The sequence below is a fragment of the Curtobacterium sp. NPDC087080 genome (assembly GCF_044745105.1).
GTDB lineage: Bacteria > Actinomycetota > Actinomycetes > Actinomycetales > Microbacteriaceae > Curtobacterium.
In genome coordinates, this window is record NZ_JBIUZP010000001.1 from 602,738 (window position 1) to 620,975 (window position 18,238).

Sequence of the window (18,238 nt, forward strand, 5' to 3'; positions counted from 1 at the left end):
CGCCACGAGCCTCCCGTCCGTCGGGTCCGGCGCGTCTACAGGCCGGACTCGGCCGTGCGCACCAGGATCGCGTCGCTGTCGGGGCACAGCACGACGTCGTCGGGCGCGGCCCGACGGATGTCCTGCAGGTCTGAGTTCGTGAGGGTCACGCCGGAGGCGGTGGACACCCCGCCCTGCAGCAGGGACGCACCGAAGCCGTAACGCGCACGCTGGCGGTCGTAGAGCGCCAGCAGGTCCTCGGGCACCTTCGCCGCGACGGCCGCACGGCTCTGCACGGCGGACTCGCGGTCGGCCTCGACGCGGGCGATCTCGGTGTCGCGCTCGGCGACCAGGGTGGCACGGTCGGCCTCGACCTGGGCGAGCTTCCCCTCGATGTCCCCGACGCGGGCGCGGTGCACGTCGAGTTGCTCCATGACCTCGAGCTCGGCGGTCTCGAGGTCCCCGATGCGACGACGGAGGGACGCCATCTCGCTCTCGAGCCCGGCGGCGTCCTTCGCGCTCGCCACGTTCTGCAGCATCGTGGTGTCCCGTTCGATGCGGGCCTGCGCCGTGGCGGTGTCGGACTCCAGACGGGCGAGCTCCCGCTCGGCGTCCTCGACCAGCCCGGTCGCGGCGGCGAGCTCGGCGCGCAGCGAGGCGGCGGTCGTGCCGAGCTCGGTGAGCCGGTCGCCCTTCTGCAGGGCGGTGATGCGGTGCGACAGACGGGTCACGTCGTTGTCGAGGCGCTGGAGGTCGAGGAGGACGACCTGGTCCTCGGGTGCTGCCTTCACGGTCGGTCTCCTTCGTGGGCGGGTGCGGGGGTGGGGGTGCCGGCCACAGGCTCGGCGGCTGCGGTCGGCTCGGCGGGCGCGGGCGCGACGGGCTCGGCCGCGGGCAGGACGGCGAAGTCCCAGGGATCGGTGCGCAGGTCGCTGACGGTCACCCGGACCCCGGCGAGCCGTCGGAGCTGCTCGGCCGCGACGTCGAGCCAGAGCCACTCGGTCGCCCAGTGCGAGGTGTCGACCAGCGCGGGACCGTCGGTGAGCAGGGCCTGCTCACGGAACTCCGACGCCGGGTGGTGGCGCAGGTCGCTCGTGACGTAGACGTCGGCAGTACGGACGGCGGGCTCTCCGAGCAGGCTGTCGCCGGCTCCGGCGCACAGGGCGACGGTCCGGACGGCCCGGTCGAAGTCGCCCGAGACACGGACACCGGTCGCGGTGGGCGGGAGCAGGTCGACGAGTTGCCGCGCGAGCGCGCCGAGGGTGGTGCCGTCGGGCAGGACCCCGACGCGCCCGATGCCGGTCGAGGGGTCGGCACCGGGCTCGATCGGGCGCTGGTCGACGAGCCCGAGCCGGTCCGCGAGCACGGCGGAGGTACCGGTCGTCACGACGTCGGCGTTCGTGTGCGCGGCGAGCAGGGCCGTCCCGCCCCGCACGAGCGTCGCCAGGACACGACCCTTGGCGGTCGTCTCGTCGATCGTGGTGACCCCGCGCAGCAGGAGCGGGTGGTGCGTGAGGAGCAGGTCAGCACCGAGGGCAACGGCCTCGTCCGCGGTCGCGGGCACGGCGTCGACGGCGAGGTGCACGTGCTCGACCTGCTGGTCCGGGTACCCGGAGACGAGCCCGACGGCGTCCCAGGACTCGGCGCCGGCGGCGGGCCACAGGTCCTCGATGACGGCCTGGAGTTCGCGGAGCGTCGGCATCCCGTCAGTCTACCGAGACGCGGGCGCGACGAGGTCGCTCGTGCAGGGCCGGGGCGCTCAGCGGCGGCCGAACAGCGAGCGCAGGCGGGCGACGAGTCGCGTCCACCAGCCGCTGTCCGCTCCGGCCGTCGTCGGCGCGGAGCCGTGGTCGTCGTCATGGTCCGCCTTGCTCGAGCTCGCGCTTGCGCTTGCGGGCAGCGACACCGCGTCCGGCAGCACGACGGGGGTGCTCGCCGTGACGCCCTCGTGCGCGGTCAGCGCCGCCGCGAACGCCGCCCGGTCGATGACGGTGGGGCCGGTCGCCGGCTGGACCAACGGGGTGGGCCGGGTCGAGGCCGACAGCGGCGATCCGACCGGGAGGCCCAGGGCCGGCCGGACGGGCGCCTTCCGTTCCGGGGCGGTCACCGCGGCGCCGGTGGCGTCGGTGGTGACGGTGCTCGTGCTCGCGGCCAGGGTCGCGCTCAGGCGGTCGGCGCTCGGCGGCGTCGTGGCACGCTGCACCGGACGGGTCGGCGTCGTCACGTCGGCGCGGGGCGCCGCGGCACGAGGGGCCACGGCTCCGCGCAGGGGCGTCGGGATCGGCGTCGTGGCAGCGCGTCGGAGAGCGGCTCGGTCACGGCGTGCTGCCTCGTCAGCGGCATCGGCGAGCAGGTCCGCGAACACCGAGCGGGCGAAGGCACGGGCAGCCTCGACCTCGGCGTCGTCGAGGTGGGCGACGGTGGCCTCCCACGCGGCGAGGCGTGCGAGGTCCTCGTCGCGGCGGGCGACCTCGTCCTCGAGCAGCACGATGCGCTCGATCGTGCTGCGGCCGCTCGTGGCGGAGACCTCGACCGCCAGGTCCTCGATGCGCAACGCGATGCGGGCGGGCGGCTCGGGGAACGACGGGGCGCAGACGGCGACGTGCCGTGCACGGTCGCGGCGACGGAAGGCGGTGGTGTCGGCGGGCTCGGCGGCTGCGGGCCGCGCGGTGTCGGCCGGCTGCGCGGTGTCGGCGAGCTCGGTGGCGGCGAGCTCGGTGTCGGCCGGCCGCGCGGTGTCGGCGGCGGGCTGCTCCGGGACGGCGTCCGTCGTCACCGGGCGCTGCACGGGACCCGTGACCGGCGGCACCACGAGGTCCGCCAGGTACGGCGCGCGGGTGGCCGGGACGTCTCGGAGCCACTCCTCGAGCTCGCGACCGAACGGGTCGACGAGGGGGGTGCGTGCACCGGGCTGGGTCTCCATGTGACGCAGGATAGATATCACACGGGCCGGGAGCGGGGAGATCCGCGGTGTGTCGCGCATCCCGAGCCCTCGGACGTCACGTTCCGGGCCGGAGGTGAGCGGCGTGTCGCGGCCTCGGGAGCGACTCCGCGAAGCCGTCGAGCATGCGCCGTCCCTCGAGCCAGGCGCCGACGCCGCTGGCCACGTTCACGTGCTGCCGGTCCCCCACGCGGAGCACCCGGGACCCGAGCACGCCGGCGAACTCCACGGCGCGGTCGGCGGAGCAGTACGGGTCGTCGTCGCTGACCACGAGCACGGTCGGTACCGCGACGGCGCGCTGCGGGGCGTGGAAGCGGGCGGCCTCGGCGGGGAACACCGGGGCGTCCGGGTCCGGGGGCGCCACGAGGAACGCGCCGAGGACCCGCCCGGCGCCGTGCCCTGCGGCGTGCTCCGCCAGCCACCGGGCGACCGCCAGGACGCCGAGGCTGTGTGCGACGAGCAACGGCGGCCGCGCGCAGGCGTCGACGGCCACGGAGATCGCGCGGTCCCAGTCGTCGGGCTCGGGCTCCGACCACGACGACGGCGCGATGCGCACGGCGGCCTCGCCCCGCTCGTCCTGCCAGCGGGACTGCCAGTGCTCGGCGTCCGATCCCCAGATGCCCGGGACGACGACCCACGGGTGCCGGTCCGCCGGGCGCAGCTGCTCCTCCATCCCGGGAAGCGTAGCGGGGCGGCCGGCGACCACGGGCGTCAGGCGTGCAGGGTGTCGCGCGGGTACTCGCCGAAGCGCTTCGCGTACGCGGCCGAGAAGCGACCGAGGTGCGCGAAGCCCCACCGGACGGCGACGGCTGCGACGGTGAGCTCGGTGGGGGCACCCCGACGGAGTTCCTCCCGCACTCGGTCCATCCGGATGCCGCGGAGCATCGCGTTCGGCGCGGTCCCGACCTGGCGCTGGAACGCCTGCTGCAGTCCACGCACGCTGAGCCCGACGTGCTCGGCGACGTCGGTCGTGGTGATCGGGGTGTGCGCGTAGGCGTGCATGTACTCGATCGCCTCGCGGACGCGGCTCGTCGCGCCCTGCGGCACCGTGACCTCGGGTGCGAGCTGCTCGTGCGGGAAGGTCCGGAGCATCGCCAGGGCGGTCTCGCGAGCGGTCTCGGCCATGACGAGCGGCGACGGCGCCGTCGCGCCGAGGACGACCTGCGCTGCCCGCCGTACCTGGGCGTTCCACAGCCGCAGGTCGTCGGTCCCGGGCCGGGCGGTGTGGTCGAAGACGATCGCGCCCGCGCTACCGCCGTGTTCCTCGGCGGCGATTCCCTCGAGGAACCGCCGGTCGAAGTGCACGAGGTTCTGGCGGACGTCCTCGACCTCGAACACGAACGGTCGTCCGGCGGGGAACACCAGCGCGTGCCCCGGAGCGAAGGACGCTTCGTCCCGCCCGATGTCGACCGTGCCGCCGCCGTCGGTCGTCCACATGACGGCGTAGTCGTCGCCGGACGACGCTTCACCCGTCGCCTGCGCGTCGAAGTGCGTCGACCGGAAGGACATCGAGGCGTCTCCGACCGCCTTGAAGCGGTAGCCGAAGGTCCGCGACGTGTGGCGGGCCGCGAAGTGCGCGCCGTCGTACGCGTCGGAGAACAGCTGGAGCGCCGCACCCAGGTCGGTGCCCGCGGCCTCGTAGCGCATCCGCGAGTCTGCGCGCGTCTCGGTCGTCACCTGGCCGAGCGTGTCACGACGACCGCCGATCGGCACGCGCGTCGGCGGCGCGTGCGCGGACCGGCTCCCGCCGTGCGGGAACCGGATGATCGGCGGTCCGGCGCGCGGACCGGACGATCGGGCGTCAGTGCCGCCCGCGGCGGACGGTCCAGCGGTTGCGGTCGTCGACCCGCTCGTAGCGCAGGTCGTCGACGACCATCTGCACGAGCGCGAGCCCACGGCCACCCTCGGCCAGCGCGTCGGGCAGGGACGCCGCCGACGGGTCGACGAGCACGGGCACGCCGTCGTCCGACAGCGACACCGTGACGTCGTCGGGGCCGACGTCCATCCGGAGCGAACAGGACACGCGACCACCGCCCGCACCGTGCTCGATGACGTTCGAGGCGAGCTCGACGAGGGCGAGCTCGAGCGCCATCCGGTCCTCCTGGGACAGGTCGGGCTCGTGGTCCCACACCGAGGACAGGAAGGTGTGCACCGCCGTCACGTCGTCGGGCGGGCAGGCGAGGTCGAGGACGTGCTCGCCCTTGGTCACCGTCATCCCCAGTTCGTCACCGCGGCGTCCCCGTCCGGGTACGTCCGCAGGATCTTGTCGATGTTGGAGAGCTTGAGCACCATCTGCACCTGCTCCGAGGGGGCTGCGAGCCGGAGGTCTCCCCCGGCCTGCCGAGCGGTCTTGAGGCAGCCGACCAGGGCGCCCAGTCCGGACGAGTCCATGAACTCGACGCCGGAGAGCTCGACGACCAGACGCGCGCGTCCGCCCTCGACGACCTTCGCGACGGTCTCGCGGAAGGCACCCGCGCTCACCATGTTCAGTCGTCCGCTGCACTCGAGCACGGCGGTGTCGTCTGTTGCCTCGTGTACGACGATGTCCATGCAGGGGCCTCCTCGGTTCGGTACGGGTGCACCAGCAACCTACCGGGTGCGAGCCGTCAAGCGGTACGGCCTCGCCGCGTCGCGAGGACCTGGACGACGACGGCGGCCGCCATGAGCGTCACCATCACCGCCCCCATCGCGGTCGCGCTCCCGCCGAGCACACCCGCGAGCGGGGTGCCCAGCCCCCCGAGGCCGAACGTGAGACCGCCCTGCAGCGCGGCGGCGGTCCCGGGGTGCGCAGCGCCGACGTGCTGCGTCCGGGTCATCGCCGCGGGGAGCACGAAGCCCCAGGCGCCCGTGACCACCGCGAGCGCGCACCACACCGCCACGGGCCCCAGCCCGGCGAGGGCGGCGACCAGCACGACCGCACTGCCGAGCGTCCCCGTGGCGAGACCGGCGGTCAGCAGGGTGTCCTCGGAGAACCGCCCGACCACGCGCCGGAACACGAGCGTCGTGACGACCATCATCGAGGCGTTCGTGGCGAACACGAGCGTGTACAGCGCTTCCGAGAAGCCGTACTGCTGCTGGAACACGAACGAACTCGTCGCGATGTAGGCGAAGAACCCGATCGTGGACAGCACCCCCGTCAGCACGTACGCCCGGAACCGCCCGATCGCGAGCAGGTCGCGGATGCGTCGCCCGTTCGCCCGGAACCCGGTGCCGCCCCGCGCTGCCGGCGGCAGGGTCTCCCCGAAGCGCAGGACCACCGCGACGGTGAAGGCCGCGCCGAGCACCGCGAGGACGACGAACATCAGGCGCCACGAGCCGACCGTGAGCACGGCACCGCCCGCCAGCGGTGCGACGACGGGGCCGATCGCGTTGATCGCGGCGAGGGTGCCGAACACCTTCGCGGTCCGCGGTCCGGTCGTCGTGTCGGACACCATCGCGCGCCCGGCCACCGCTCCGGCCGCTCCGGCGAGCCCCTGCAGCACCCGGGCGACGACGAGGATGCCGGCGTCGGGCGCGAGCGCGCACCCGATCGAGGCCAGCGCGAAACCGGCGGTCCCGACGAGCAGCAGCGGCCGACGTCCGATCCCGTCGCTCACCGGTCCGGCGAGGAGCTGCCCGACGGCGAACGCGACGAGGAACGCCGTGAGGGACAACTGCACGACGCCCGGCGTCGTCCCGAGCTCGCGCGCGATCGTCGGCAGCGCCGGGATGTACATGTCCGTCGCGAAGGGCGACACCCCGACGATGAGCGCCAGCGGGACGATCGGCGGCAGGACCCCGCTCGTCTGGGTCGTCGGTCCGGTCCCCGCGCGCTCCGTCGTCACCGACGCCACGCTACGCCCGTGCGGATCGACCCGACGACGGACGGGAGGCGCGGTACCGTCCGGCACCGCGCCTCCCCTTCGTCTCGCGGTCGCGTCCGCGTCCGCGTCCGCGTCCGCGACCAGCGGGCTCAGCCCGTGTTCTGCAGGCCGGCCGCCACGCCGTTGACGGTGAGCAGGAGCAGGCGGTGGTCGCCGTCCGTCGGGTCGGTGCTGCCGGAGGTCCGGATCGCCCGCAGGGCACGGAGCTGCAGGTGCGACAGTGCGTCGACGTACGGGCTGCGCAGGCGCACGGCACGGGCGAGCACCGGGCGGTCCTCGAGCACGTCGCTGCCGCCGGACACCCGCAGCACCCACTCGCGGGTGCGGAGCATCTCGTCGAGCACCTTCGCGGCGAGGTCGTCGCGGTCGGCGAGCTCGAGGTAGCGGCGGGCGATCTGCTCGTCGGTCTTCGCGAGCGACATCTCGACGTTCTTGATCATCGCGCCGAACAGCGGCCACTCGGCGTACGCGGCGCGCAGGGCGTCGACGTCGCCGACGGCCTCGAGCGCGGAACCCAGGCCGTACCAGCCGGCCAGGTTGATGCGCGCCTGCGTCCACGAGAACACCCACGGGATCGCACGGAGGTCCTCGAGCGACTCGACGCTCAGGCCGCGTCGGGCGGGGCGGGAGCCGAGCGGCAGGAGGCCGATCTCCTCCATCGGGGTCACGCGGGCGAACCACGGCGCGAAGCCGTCGGCCTTCACCAGGTCGTAGAAGGCGCGGCGCGAGACGTCGTCGAGCTGCTGCGCGAGGTCGGCGAAGCGGGTCGCCGCGACGGCCGTGCGCTCCTCGTTCGACGGCGACGACGCGAACAGCGTCGCCGAGGCCATCTGCTCCAGGTGTCGTGCCGCGATGTCCTGGTCGCCGTACTGGGCGAAGATGACCTCGCCCTGCTCGGTGAGCTTGAGCCGTCCGTCGATCGACCCCGGCGGCTGCGCGAGGACGGCCTCGTTCGCCGGACCGCCGCCACGGCCGAGCGACCCGCCGCGGCCGTGGAACAGCGTCAGCTCGACGTCGTGCTCCCGCGCCCAGTCGGCGATCCGCGCCTGGGCGTCGTACAGCGCCAGGTTCGCCGACACCGGGCCGACGTCCTTCGAGGAGTCGGAGTAGCCGAGCATGACCTCGAGCCGGCGCCCGGTCGCCGCGAGCCGCCGCTGGAACGGCTCGGTGCGGACGGCCTCGTCGAGGATGTCGACGCTCGCGTGCAGGTCGGCGAAGGTCTCGAACAGCGGGATGACGTCGAGCACGGGGGCCGCGTCACCGCAGGCGGCCCGGGCGAGTTCGTGCACGTTCGCCAGGTCGGCGGCCGACTGCGTGAAGGAGACGATGTAGCGGTGCGCCGCCCGGACGCCGTAGCGCTGCTGGAGGTCGGCGACGGTGCGGAACACCGAGAGGACCTCCTCGGTCGTCTCGGACAGCTCGCCACCGGCGTGGATCTCGGCCAACGCGGTGCGGTGCACCTGGGAGTGCTGGCGCACCTCGAGCTCGGCGAGGTGGAAGCCGAACGTCTCGACCTGCCACACGAGGTTCTGCAGGTCGCCGTTCGCCGTCCGGACCGCACCGGCGGCGACGAGCGACGCCTGGATCACCCGGAGGTCGGCGAGGAGCTCCTCGGGACTGCCGTACGCCAGGCCGTCCTGACCGCGGCGGGTGGCGCGGAGTCGGGCGGCGACGAAGAGCAGTGCGCGGCGGTGGGTCTCGTTCGGGGCGCGGACACCGATGCGCTCGGCGATGCCCGGGTCGAGCTGCTCCTGTGCGGCGACGAGGGCCTGCAGGCCGGCGTCCGCGGGGGTCTCGGCTGCGTCGAGCGTCAGTGCCGAGCCGATACGGGTCGCAGCGCGGGCGAGGCCGAGCAGGATGTGCTCGGCGGCGATGTCGGCGGCCTGCTTCGTGACGGCGGCGGTGACGTGCGGGTTGCCGTCCCGGTCGCCGCCGATCCACGTGCCGAAGCGCACGAAGGCCGGGGCGGTCACCGGCACCCGACCGGCGTCGTCCCCGAGCAGCCGGTCGTCGAGCAGGCGGTAGACCTGCGGCACGATCTCGAACAGGGTCTGGTCGAACACGCTCATCGCCGTGCGGACCTCGTCGAGCGGGGTCGGGCGGGTCGTGCGGAGCGGCGAGGTGCGCAGGAGGGTCGTGATCTCCTCGAGCAGCCGACGCTCGTTCTCGGCACGCGCGGTCGCGTTGCGGGAGCGGTCGCGCTCGTCGATCAGGTCCGTGATGCGACGCACCGCCGTGGTCACCGCGCGACGGCGGGCCTCGGTCGGGTGCGCGGTGAGCACCGGGTGGAACCGCAGGTCGGCCAGGCGCGCGGCGGCCTCGTCCTCGCCGACCTGCTCGACGAGTGAGGCGTAGGTGGCGGGGAACGAGTCGCCCGGCAGTCCGCCGTCGTCACCGCGGGCCCGGAGGACGCGCACGCGGTGGTGCTCCTCGGCCAGGTTCGTCAGGTGGAAGTAGGTCGTGAAGGCCTGGGCGACGGCTTCGGCCCGCTCGGCGGACATGCCGGCGACGATCGCCTCGGCCCGGGCGGCACCCTCGGCGTCGGAGCCCTCGTACGCCTCGATGACCGCGGCGCGCAGGCTCTCGACGTCGCGCAGCAGCTCGTCGCCACCGGTCTCCCGCAGCACCCGCCCGAGCAGGTTGCCGAGGTACCGGACGTCCGCGCGCAGGTCGCTGTCGACCGCGCCGCTGACGTCGTCCCGTGCGCGCCCGTGGCGCGTCGATCCGTCGATCGCCGTCATGGGTTCCTCTCACGTTGCGCCGGGACCGTGTCCCGGGTCTCCAGCACTGTACCGGCGCGCGCGGGCACGTGACGACGACCGTCCGGACGGACCGCGGGCGACACGATCGGGCGACACGATCGGGCGGGGAGCAGCAGCCGGTCAGGCGGGGAGCAGCGACGCGACGCGGTCGTCCTCGGCCGTCGGGCGACGCACCGACGCCACGAGCGCCCGGTCCAGGCTCGCCGCCAGCTCGACCTCGGCGAGCACGGCATCGCGTTCGGCGTCGGACCAGGGTGCCGCGTCGAGCTGCGCCCGGTACGTGTCCTCGAACGCCGCGGGGTCGGCCACCTGGTCGAAGATCGTGAAGAGCACGCCGTTCGTGTCGAAGCCGAACCGGTCCTCGAGCAGCCGCGCCAGGGTGGGGCCGCCGGTCAGGTCGCCGAGGTACCGGGTGTAGTGGTGCGCGACGAACGCCCCGGGCGAGGTCGCCGCGACGGCGCACAGGCGACGGACGTACGCGGTGGTCGCCGCGGTCGGGCAGCAGAGCTCGGACCAGTCGGGCCCGACCAGGTACTCGAGGTCGGCGCGGATCGCCGGCATCCGGGTGAGCTGCGTCGTGACAAACGGTGCGGCGACGGGGTGGTCGGCCATCCGTTCGGCCGCGCGCTCGAGGGCGTCGTACACGACCGCGTACTGGCCGAGCAGGTCGGCGTAGTCGGCGATGTCGCACTCCCCCGCGAGCAGGTCGTGCGCACCCCCGGTCCACACGGCCGGGCCCGCAGCGGTGCGGGAGCGCCGGCGCAGGAGCTCGGAGAACGGCGTCACGGTCGGACTCATGAGGTGAGGCTAACCTCAGTAGCTGGCAAGGTCGAGCACCGGAAGAGGAATCCCAGGATGAGTCCCACGCGCACCCAGCACGTCTTCGTCGTCGAGCGGACGGAGCGCCTGACCCCGCACATGGTCCGGGTCCACCTGGGCGGCCCGGCCTTCCGGGACTTCGTCGACGGCGCCGACCCGGACCGACTCGCCGCCACCGACGGGTACGTCAAGCTCCTGCTCGCGCCGCCGTCGAGCGGCCTGACCCCGCCCTACGACCTCGAGGCGCTGCGCGAGTCCCTGCCGAAGCACGAGCGGCCCGCGCGCCGGACGTACACGGTCCGCTCCGTCGACCACGTCGCCGGGACCATCGCGATCGACTTCGTGGTGCACGGCGACGAGGGCCTCGCCGGACCGTGGGCCGCCGCCGCCGAGCCCGGTGACCTGCTCGCCCTGTCCGGGCCCGGTGGCAGGTACGCACCGTCGCAGGACCCGTCCGTCACCCACGTGCTGCTCGGCGACGACAGCGCGCTGCCCGCGATCGGTTCGGCCCTCGCCGCGATGCCTGCCGACGCGCGCGGCGTCGCGCTCGTCGAGGTCGGCGGCGCAGCCGACGAGCAGCCGCTCGCGCACCCGGTCGGCGTCGACCTGCGGTGGCTGCACCGGGACGCCGCCGGCGCCGAGCCGGGCACGCTGCTGGTGGCCGCCGCACGGGAGCTGCCCCGTGCCTCCCGGCCGGTGCAGGTCTTCGCGCACGGCGAACGGACCGCGGTGAAGGCCCTGCGGCGGCTGCTGCAGGACGACTGGGGGCTCGAGAAGGCGGAGCTGTCCCTGTCCGCGTACTGGGCCCTCGGCCGGGCCGAGGACCGGTTCCAGGAGGAGAAGCGCGAGCCCGTGGGCGTCATCTTCGCGGACTGACCGGGACGCCGCCGGGCCGCGGGCAGCGGGCGCGGGCCACCCGTCGGCCGGGAGGCACGGGGTACGTCGGTGGCGCGCGCTAGCGTCCGGCACGTGGTCACCCCTCGTGCCGTCCCCGCCTGCTGCGTCCCCGGTTGCGACGCGCCCTGCGCCGACGGCTTCGCCGCCGTCCTGCCGCTCTGCGGTGGGCACGTGACGCTGGTCGCGGACGCGGCGGCCGAGCACGTCGGCACCGAGGACGCCCTGCCGGGTCCCTGCCCGCTCTGCGGCTCCCGGGTCGGGGTGCGGTGGCCGAGCGCCGTGCTCTGCGCGACGTGCGAGTGGCCGTGGGGCGACGTGCCGGACGGCGAGCTGCCGCCACCGCGGGTCGACGTCGTGTACTACCTGCGGCAGCGCGACGACTTCGGCGACCGCGTGAAGATCGGCACGACCACGAACCCGCGACAGCGGCTCGCTGCGGTGCCGCACCAGGAGCTCCTCGCGTTCGAACGGGGTGACCGGCACCTCGAGCGGCGGCGGCACGCGGCCTTCGCGGACGACCGGTTCCCCGGCACGGAGTGGTTCCGGACGACCCCGGCGCTGCTCGACCACGTCGCACGGGTCGCCGGCGGCGTCGAGGACCCGTGGACGCTGCACGCCCGCTGGACGAGCGAGGCGCTGGCGCTGCGCGGGTGACGCGACGTCGCCCGCGCAGCGCTCCGCTCTCAGGCCGCGGCCGCCGTCGTGCGCTGGCGGTCGGCCGCCGGGTCGTCCCGCAGGAACCGGTCGGCGGTGCGCAGGGACAGCGCCATGATCGTGAGCGCGGGGTTCGCGATGACGGCGCTCGGGAAGACCGAGTTGTCGCACACCCACAGGTTCGGCACGTCCCACGAGCGACCGGCCGGGTCGACGACGGACGACCCGGCGTCAGTACCCATGCGCGCGGTGCCGATCGTGTGGGCGGTGCGTTCGAGCACCCGGACGTCGGTCCCGCCGGCGGCTTCGACGATGGCGGTCATCGTGCGCACGGCGTGGGCGCGGATCGCGTCCTCGTTGGAGCCCGGCGAGAACGTCACGCGGGCCCGCGGCACGCCGTGCTCGTCGAGGTCGTCGGAGAGCACGAGCCGGTTGTCGTCGTACGGCAGGCACTCGGCGTTGATGCCGACCCCGGCCGTCCGCGGGTAGTCGCGCATCGCCCGGACGAGCTCGGCACCGCGGAGGCCCCCACCGCGGACCAGCGTGGTCGCGAAGGTCAGGGGCTGGACGCCCAGGCTCTGGATCAGGTACCCGCCGGCGAAGTCGGCGTCCGCCGGCCGGACGAAGTCCTCGGTGATGATCGACGACGGGTAGCCGCGGTACGAGCGCATCGACTCGTCGAACGTCGCCCACACCTGGGTGGCCCCGTGCGCAGTGAAGTTCCGGCCCACCTGCCCGCTGCTGTTCGCCAGCCCGGTGTGCAGGAGCAGGCGCGGCGTCTCCACCCCGCCGGCGGCGAGCACCAGGGAGCGGCACCGCTGACGACGTTCACGGCCGTCGCGCGTGTAGCGCACCGCGCACACCCTGCCGTCGCCGTCGAGCTCGATGCCGTGCACGAACGAGTCGGGGCGGATCTCGGCGCCGAACGCGACGGCGGCGGGCAGGTAGGTCGTGTCCATCGACACCTTCGACCCGTTGCGGCAGCCCTGGTGGCACGAGCCGCAGGACACGCAGGCCTGGCGCAGCCCGTGGTGCTCCTGCACCCGGTCCTCGGTGGTCAGCGCGACCGGCGCGTCCGTCGCGGTGATGCCGAGCGCCGCGGTGCCGCGCATCATCATGTCCGACGAGGCGTTGCGCGCCGGCGGACCCATCCGGTACCGGCGCTCCGGGTCCCACGGGTAGTGCGCGGGCCCGGCGACGCCGACCTCGTGCTCGACCCGCTCGATGTACGCGGTCAGCTCGGCGTGGTCGACCGGCCAGTCCTCACCCTGCCCGCTCTCCGTGCGCAGGCGCAGGTCGTGCGTGCTCGGGCGGGGGGTGAACGCACCCCAGTGCAGGGTGGACCCGCCCACGCCCGTGCCGCTGTTGTTCGGACCGAAGGCCGTCGGGGCGGCACCACCGCTGATGCGCTCGTCCATCCAGTTGATGTCCGCGGGCGCCTCGACCTCGTCGGGGGTGTGGTCGCCCGGCTCGGTGTTCCGACCGGCCTCGAACGCGACGACGGTCAGGCCCTCGCGGGCGAGCCGGGCGGTGAGCGGGGCTCCGCCGGCGCCCGTGCCGACGACGACGACGTCGACGACCTCGTCGTCCTGGTGGTGGCGCTGTGCGTCGAGTCTCATCGTGCTGCTCCCTCGGGTTCCCACGCTTCCCGCTGCCCGGCGCCGAGCAGCTGGAAGCCCTGCTTCCGGACGCCGTCGCCGCCGTTGGCGAAGCCGTCGTAGTCGATCTCGGACATGGTGGCGGGGTGGGCGAGCCACTGCTTCACCAGGTCCACGCTCGCGTCCTCGAACCAGACGCGCAGCTGCTCGGCGTCGAGCGGACCGTCCGAGCGGTACCGGCCGGCGGCGACGTCCTCGAGGGCCGAGGACAGGTCGTCGGTCGACACCGCTGCGAGCACGTCGAGCGCGCCGCGGTAGGCGTCGACGTCGGTCGGCATGCCGTCCGGCCGCCATCCGTCGCCCTGCCCTGCGGCGAGCTGGCGGTCCACGCGGAGGGCGAGGTCCACCTCGCCGTCGCCCGACTGCGGCACCACGATCCGCGCGACGTCCCGGAGCACGTCGAGCTGCTCGGGCGTCAGGGCGTCGGGCGTCGCGGCGGGGTCGTCGGGCAGTGCGCGCACGGCCAGCACCCCGCGGGTCCTGGCGCTCACGCGCGGCGACGCGATGACCCGGGCCTGGTCCGCGGGGACCACCGGGCCGTGCGCGATCCGACGTTCCCAGAAGTCGCGGACGAGCGTGGCGACCTCCTGCGGGCGCTCCCACGGCAGCAGGTGCGCGGCGCCCGCGACCTCGTGCAGCTCGGCGGCCGGCCAGTGCGGCATCGTCAGGCGTCGCTGCGCGTCCGCGGCGAGGTCGCCGTCCTCGGCACCGGCGAGCACGAGCGCGGGCACGGGGTTCGGCTCGGCCGTGGTCGACCAGTCCTCCCGACTGCCGCGGAGCAGCCAGTCACGCCAGGCACGCGGGTCGGTGCGCTGCACGTCCTGCACCGCCTGCTCGTGGCGGTCGGGGGGCAGGACCTCGGCGGTGTTCGCGTCGACGAACTCGACCGCGTGGTGCGGCTCGATCGGACCGTCCGCGGCCCAGGAGAGCATCGAGCTGCGGCGGCTCTCGTCCATCGGCTCGGGCGCGAGGGGCGAGGCTGCGAGGAGCACGACGGCGCGCAGCCCGAACAGCCCGTTCGCGCCCGAGACCGTCCGGTCGGCGACGACGGTCGCGACCTTGCCGCCCATCGAGTGGCCGATGACCACCCACTCGGTCGCACCGCTCGCACCGATCGCACGCTCGACCAGCACGGCCATCTCCTCGACGGTCGTGCCACCGGACGCCGGGCTCCGGCCGAAGCCGGGCAGGTCGATCCCGACGAGGTCGAGGGTGCCGGCGAGCTCCGAACGGAGGAGGGCGAACTCCTCCGAGCTCGAGCCCAGCGCGTGCAGGCAGAAGGCGGTCGCTGTCATCCTTCGTTCCTACCGTCCGTGACGCGCGGGACCCAGGCTGCTGTACCCCGCCGCCGTACCCCGACCGGCGGTGTCAGGCGGACGGGTGGGCGTCGTAGACCGACAGCAGCATGGCCGCGCCGAGGCGAGCGACCCGCGCGGGCTGCGCCGACCGCTGCACGGCCGACTCGACCCGGGCTCCCTCGACGAGCAACGAGAGCGCCTGCGCCACGTGCGACGGCACGCCAGCCCGCGCGCAGAGCTGTGTCAGGTGCGCCTCGACGTCGGCGAAGTGCGCCTGCGCGAGCTCCGCGATCGCCGGGTCCGTACGCCCCAGCTCGGCGTGACCGTTGATGAACGCGCACCCGCGCCACCCCTCGTCCGCGAAGCACTGCTCCAGGTACCCGAAGACGCCGAGGACCTCGTCCCGCGGGTCGTCGGAGTCGCGCGCGATGCCGTCGAGCGCACGACGCCAGGCACCGTGCCAGCGCTGCAGCACGGCGACCACGAGCGCCTGCTTCGACGGGTAGGCCGCGTCGAGCTCGTCGCGGTCGAGCCCCGCCTCGGCCGCGATGTCCTCGAGCGTCACCGGTGTCACGCCGTGGCGCGTGAAGAGCGTGTCGGCGGCGGTCGACGCCCTGCGCTGCGCCGGGGTCTCGCGGGTGGTGGGGGTGAGGGTGAGGAGCGTCATCGGCCTTCCGGAGATCGGTTCCGCGCGCCTAGCGACCGGACACCCGCGGGGCGTCGAGCGCCTCGGCCAGCAGGGCGCGCATGTCGATCGGCTGGGTCGGTGCGTCCGCCGCTGCCGACCGGCGCACCGGCAGGAGCGTGTCGGCCACGGAGCGGTCCGCTCCGGGCAGCGCCCGGGTGCCGCGGGACAGTCGGGAGCCCCGGATGCCGAGCTCGTTGCGCGGGATGCTCATGCGGAGAGCCCGAGCACGATCGCGGCGGAGGCGGCGGCGGTGACCGACACCAGACCGGTCGTCACCGCGGCGACCTGGAGTCCGTGCAGCCGACGGGCCTGACGGAGCTCGGAGAACACGACGTCGGCGCCCGCTCCGGCTGCTCGTCGTCGCGCGGCCGACGAGACGGCGTCGCGGGCGGTCCTCGGTCCGGTGTGCACTCCGGCGGCGGTGGTGGTCACGGTCATCGTCCTCGGGTCGGTGGGGCCGGCCGTTCCGGCACCCGTCCACCGAGGACGCTAGGAGACCGGGGCCGGCCGTGGACGTCGTCCGACCGACGACGACGATTCCCGGACGTCCCCGGCGTCCGCGGCGACGACGAGTGGACATCCGCTCCCGCGCGGACCGGTTCGTCCACCCCCGCACCGGGGACACGCGCATCCGGACAACGCCGCGCCACGCGGACAGAATGCACGGGACCCATGAACCCGACACCACCGCCCCGCATCGACGTCGAGACGCAGAGCACCGACCTCGACGCAGCACGCGACTTCCTCGCCACCGCCTACGCGGGCAACGAGTGGCGCGCCGACGCGACCGCGCAGCCCTTCGCGTTCCGGTACTCGGCGGTGGGCGACGCCGCGATGTCGCTGCGGTCGATCCGCTTCGACGGCCGCCTCGAGGGCGTGATGACCCCGTCCGACGACTTCGTGGTGCAGTGGACGACCCGCGGCTCCGCCACCGTCGGATCGGGAGACGACCGGATCGTCGTGGAGCCCGGTCGACCGCAGCTCTGGCCGCAGCAGGGCGCGGCGTTCTCGTACCAGGACTACGACCAGCGCATCGTCCAGGTGAACCGGAGCGCCCTCGAGGAGGTCGCCGGCGAACGGGGGACGGCGCCGGGGCAGCTCGTGCTCGACCACACCGTCCGACCGGACGAACGGGCCGTGCGCGTCTGGCGGAGCAGCGTCCAGCTCATCTCGCAGACCGTCCTCGACCGCCGAGCGTCCCCGCTGCTGCAGGCCGAGATGGGTCGACTCGGGGCCCTGGCGCTGCTGGAGCTCTACCCGGTCGTCAGCTCGTCGCTCCCCGACGAGCTCCTGCTCCCCCGCAACGCGCACGTCCGACGGGCCGTCGAGTACGTCCACGAGCACGCGCACCTGCCGATCACGAGCACCGACCTGGCACGCGTCGCCTCGCTGAGCCTCCGTGCCCTGCAGACGGCCTTCCAGCGGACCTTCGAACTGTCCCCGAACGCCTACATCCGGCAGGTCCGGCTCGACCGTGTGCGCGACGCGCTGCTCGTGGGCGACCCTGCCACGACGAGCATCGCCGAGGTCGCGCGGGAGTGGGGGTTCGCGCACGCGGGCCGCTTCTCCGCGACCTACCAGGAGCGTTTCGGGGAGTACCCGCGGGACACCCTGCGCCGGTCCGGCCGTCAGCGCGCGTAGGCGTCGACGAAGAGCGGCCCGCGGAGGTCCCGCAGCGTGTCGACGAGCCGCTCGACCGTCCGGCCGGAGATGCCGGACACCTCGAGGTCGTGGGGGCCGAGTGCGGGCAGGCGGCCGGTCCGGATGCGGACGACCTCCCACCCCACGGCGCGGACGGCCCGGTCCTTCCGGCGGTCGGTCTCCTGCCGGGGTCCGACGTGCTCGAGCCCGTGCCGGCCGGTGCTGTCGTACTCGATCGCGACGCGGAGCTCGGGGAGCACGATGTCCGGCCAGGCCTCGACGTGGTCGAAGAACGGGCGGTCGAGCCGGATCGCGGTGTGGTCGAACGTGAACGTGAAGCGGTCCCGGAGCGCCTGCCGGAGATCAGCCTCGACCGCGGACGCCGGAGCGGGGGCGCACACGCTCGTGAAGGAGTCACCCGAGGGCAGCCGCGGCGTCCTCGGGCAGATCGACCGCGGGACGGGCTGCGCCGAGCGACCGCCACCGGTCCGGACCGGGCGACCCGGACGTCCCGGTGTCCGTGACCCGGACCGTGCGGACGCCACCGCACCACTCGGTACCTGGCTCGGCGCCGGTCTCGTCACCGGGACCGGACCGCGTGCCGGGGCGGCGGGCAGCGTCTGCCGCCCGCGGACCCGCTCGGCCCGCTGCGGGGGCGGGACCGCGGCAGGCCAGTCCGCGGGGAGCACCGGCCACCGTCGCGGGGTCGCCTGCAGGTGGCACTCCGGGCACCACACCGACCTGCGGCGCTCGCGGCCGGGGCGTGCACGCTGCTCGGCCGGCGTCGCGACGAAGACGTGTCCGACGTCGCACTCCCACGTCAGCAGGACCTCGGCCGCGGGCGGCACCTGCGTGAGCACCACGCCGTGGTTCCACTCCGGGTGGTACTGCCGTACGAGCACCGGCCAGGACGCCCAGGCCGACCGGAACTCGCCGACGGCGTACGGCACGGCGGTGCCGCGCGACCACTGTCGCCGTCGCCACCACGCGTCCACCGGTTCGACCACGGAGCCACCGTAGGGAGCACCGCCGACACCG

19 protein-coding genes are annotated in these 18,238 nt (G+C 74.5%); 3 read left to right on the forward strand and 16 right to left on the reverse strand.

Features of this window, described 5'->3' with window-relative positions:
• Positions 1 to 35: 35 nt before the first annotated feature.
• The 10 genes from ACIPEQ_RS02790 to ACIPEQ_RS02835 all read right to left on the reverse strand — a co-directional run bounded on the left by ACIPEQ_RS02790 (position 36) and on the right by ACIPEQ_RS02835 (position 10,343).
• Positions 36 to 770: a zinc ribbon domain-containing protein gene (locus ACIPEQ_RS02790; RefSeq protein WP_402713933.1), complete on the reverse strand. Its 735-nt coding sequence runs from the start codon at positions 768 to 770 to the stop codon at positions 36 to 38.
• On the reverse strand, positions 767 to 1,681 hold the full coding sequence (locus tag ACIPEQ_RS02795) for a Nif3-like dinuclear metal center hexameric protein (protein WP_402713934.1): 915 nt from the start codon (positions 1,679 to 1,681) through the stop codon (positions 767 to 769). Before ACIPEQ_RS02795 ends, ACIPEQ_RS02790 begins: the two co-directional genes overlap by 4 nt.
• Positions 1,682 to 1,738: 57 nt before the next feature.
• Positions 1,739 to 2,902, reverse strand: coding sequence for a hypothetical protein (locus tag ACIPEQ_RS02800; RefSeq protein ID WP_402713936.1), 1,164 nt, complete (start codon positions 2,900 to 2,902; stop codon positions 1,739 to 1,741).
• Between the two features lie 76 nt (positions 2,903 to 2,978).
• Positions 2,979 to 3,593 carry an RBBP9/YdeN family alpha/beta hydrolase gene (locus tag ACIPEQ_RS02805; protein ID WP_402713937.1) on the reverse strand — a complete coding sequence of 205 codons (615 nt, stop codon included), beginning with the start codon at positions 3,591 to 3,593 and terminating at the stop codon, positions 2,979 to 2,981.
• A gap of 38 nt (positions 3,594 to 3,631) precedes the next feature.
• The gene (locus ACIPEQ_RS02810) at positions 3,632 to 4,597 is read right to left on the reverse strand and encodes an AraC family transcriptional regulator (RefSeq protein ID WP_402713939.1); all 966 of its coding nucleotides are present in this window, start codon (positions 4,595 to 4,597) and stop codon (positions 3,632 to 3,634) included.
• A 124-nt stretch (positions 4,598 to 4,721) separates the two neighbouring features.
• Entirely contained in the window at positions 4,722 to 5,135 is a 414-nt protein-coding gene (locus tag ACIPEQ_RS02815; protein WP_250367572.1) for an ATP-binding protein, read from the reverse strand.
• On the reverse strand, positions 5,132 to 5,470 hold the full coding sequence (locus ACIPEQ_RS02820) for an STAS domain-containing protein (RefSeq protein ID WP_126892432.1): 339 nt from the start codon (positions 5,468 to 5,470) through the stop codon (positions 5,132 to 5,134). The genes ACIPEQ_RS02815 and ACIPEQ_RS02820 overlap by 4 nt, the downstream gene beginning before the upstream one ends.
• Positions 5,471 to 5,526: 56 nt before the next feature.
• Positions 5,527 to 6,744, reverse strand: coding sequence for a multidrug effflux MFS transporter (locus ACIPEQ_RS02825; protein ID WP_402713941.1), 1,218 nt, complete (start codon positions 6,742 to 6,744; stop codon positions 5,527 to 5,529).
• 128 nt (positions 6,745 to 6,872) lie between these two features.
• Positions 6,873 to 9,524, reverse strand: a complete 2,652-nt coding sequence (locus ACIPEQ_RS02830; protein WP_402713942.1) for a phosphoenolpyruvate carboxylase — start codon at positions 9,522 to 9,524, stop codon at positions 6,873 to 6,875.
• Positions 9,525 to 9,665: 141 nt separating this feature from the next.
• Positions 9,666 to 10,343: a heme oxygenase (biliverdin-producing) gene (locus ACIPEQ_RS02835; RefSeq protein WP_402713944.1), complete on the reverse strand. Its 678-nt coding sequence runs from the start codon at positions 10,341 to 10,343 to the stop codon at positions 9,666 to 9,668.
• A gap of 57 nt (positions 10,344 to 10,400) precedes the next feature.
• Between ACIPEQ_RS02835 and ACIPEQ_RS02840 the strand changes: the two genes are divergently transcribed.
• Positions 10,401 to 11,240, forward strand: coding sequence for a siderophore-interacting protein (locus tag ACIPEQ_RS02840; RefSeq protein ID WP_402713945.1), 840 nt, complete (start codon positions 10,401 to 10,403; stop codon positions 11,238 to 11,240).
• Between the two features lie 93 nt (positions 11,241 to 11,333).
• Positions 11,334 to 11,915 (forward strand): GIY-YIG nuclease family protein, encoded by a 582-nt coding sequence (locus tag ACIPEQ_RS02845; RefSeq protein ID WP_209676926.1) that lies wholly within the window; start codon positions 11,334 to 11,336, stop codon positions 11,913 to 11,915.
• Positions 11,916 to 11,944: 29 nt separating this feature from the next.
• Here ACIPEQ_RS02845 and ACIPEQ_RS02850 read toward each other — a convergent pair whose 3' ends face one another.
• From ACIPEQ_RS02850 to ACIPEQ_RS02870, 5 genes are all read right to left on the reverse strand, one after another.
• Positions 11,945 to 13,534 (reverse strand): GMC family oxidoreductase, encoded by a 1,590-nt coding sequence (locus ACIPEQ_RS02850; protein ID WP_126892508.1) that lies wholly within the window; start codon positions 13,532 to 13,534, stop codon positions 11,945 to 11,947.
• Entirely contained in the window at positions 13,531 to 14,868 is a 1,338-nt protein-coding gene (locus ACIPEQ_RS02855; RefSeq protein ID WP_402713947.1) for an alpha/beta fold hydrolase, read from the reverse strand. Before ACIPEQ_RS02855 ends, ACIPEQ_RS02850 begins: the two co-directional genes overlap by 4 nt.
• Before the next feature lie 73 nt (positions 14,869 to 14,941).
• The gene (locus ACIPEQ_RS02860; RefSeq protein WP_402713948.1) at positions 14,942 to 15,538 is read right to left on the reverse strand and encodes a TetR/AcrR family transcriptional regulator; all 597 of its coding nucleotides are present in this window, start codon (positions 15,536 to 15,538) and stop codon (positions 14,942 to 14,944) included.
• 28 nt (positions 15,539 to 15,566) lie between these two features.
• On the reverse strand, positions 15,567 to 15,770 hold the full coding sequence (locus ACIPEQ_RS02865) for a hypothetical protein (RefSeq protein ID WP_126892511.1): 204 nt from the start codon (positions 15,768 to 15,770) through the stop codon (positions 15,567 to 15,569).
• Positions 15,767 to 15,991 carry a hypothetical protein gene (locus ACIPEQ_RS02870; RefSeq protein WP_126892512.1) on the reverse strand — a complete coding sequence of 75 codons (225 nt, stop codon included), beginning with the start codon at positions 15,989 to 15,991 and terminating at the stop codon, positions 15,767 to 15,769. Before ACIPEQ_RS02870 ends, ACIPEQ_RS02865 begins: the two co-directional genes overlap by 4 nt.
• Before the next feature lie 240 nt (positions 15,992 to 16,231).
• Here ACIPEQ_RS02870 and ACIPEQ_RS02875 point away from each other — a divergent pair, with 240 nt between their 5' ends.
• Positions 16,232 to 17,200 (forward strand): AraC family transcriptional regulator, encoded by a 969-nt coding sequence (locus ACIPEQ_RS02875; RefSeq protein WP_402713950.1) that lies wholly within the window; start codon positions 16,232 to 16,234, stop codon positions 17,198 to 17,200.
• On the opposite strand, the gene ACIPEQ_RS02880 is transcribed toward ACIPEQ_RS02875, so the two are convergent.
• Positions 17,188 to 18,207, reverse strand: a complete 1,020-nt coding sequence (locus ACIPEQ_RS02880; protein WP_402713952.1) for a hypothetical protein — start codon at positions 18,205 to 18,207, stop codon at positions 17,188 to 17,190. The genes ACIPEQ_RS02875 and ACIPEQ_RS02880 overlap by 13 nt on opposite strands.
• Positions 18,208 to 18,238 lie beyond the last annotated feature (31 nt).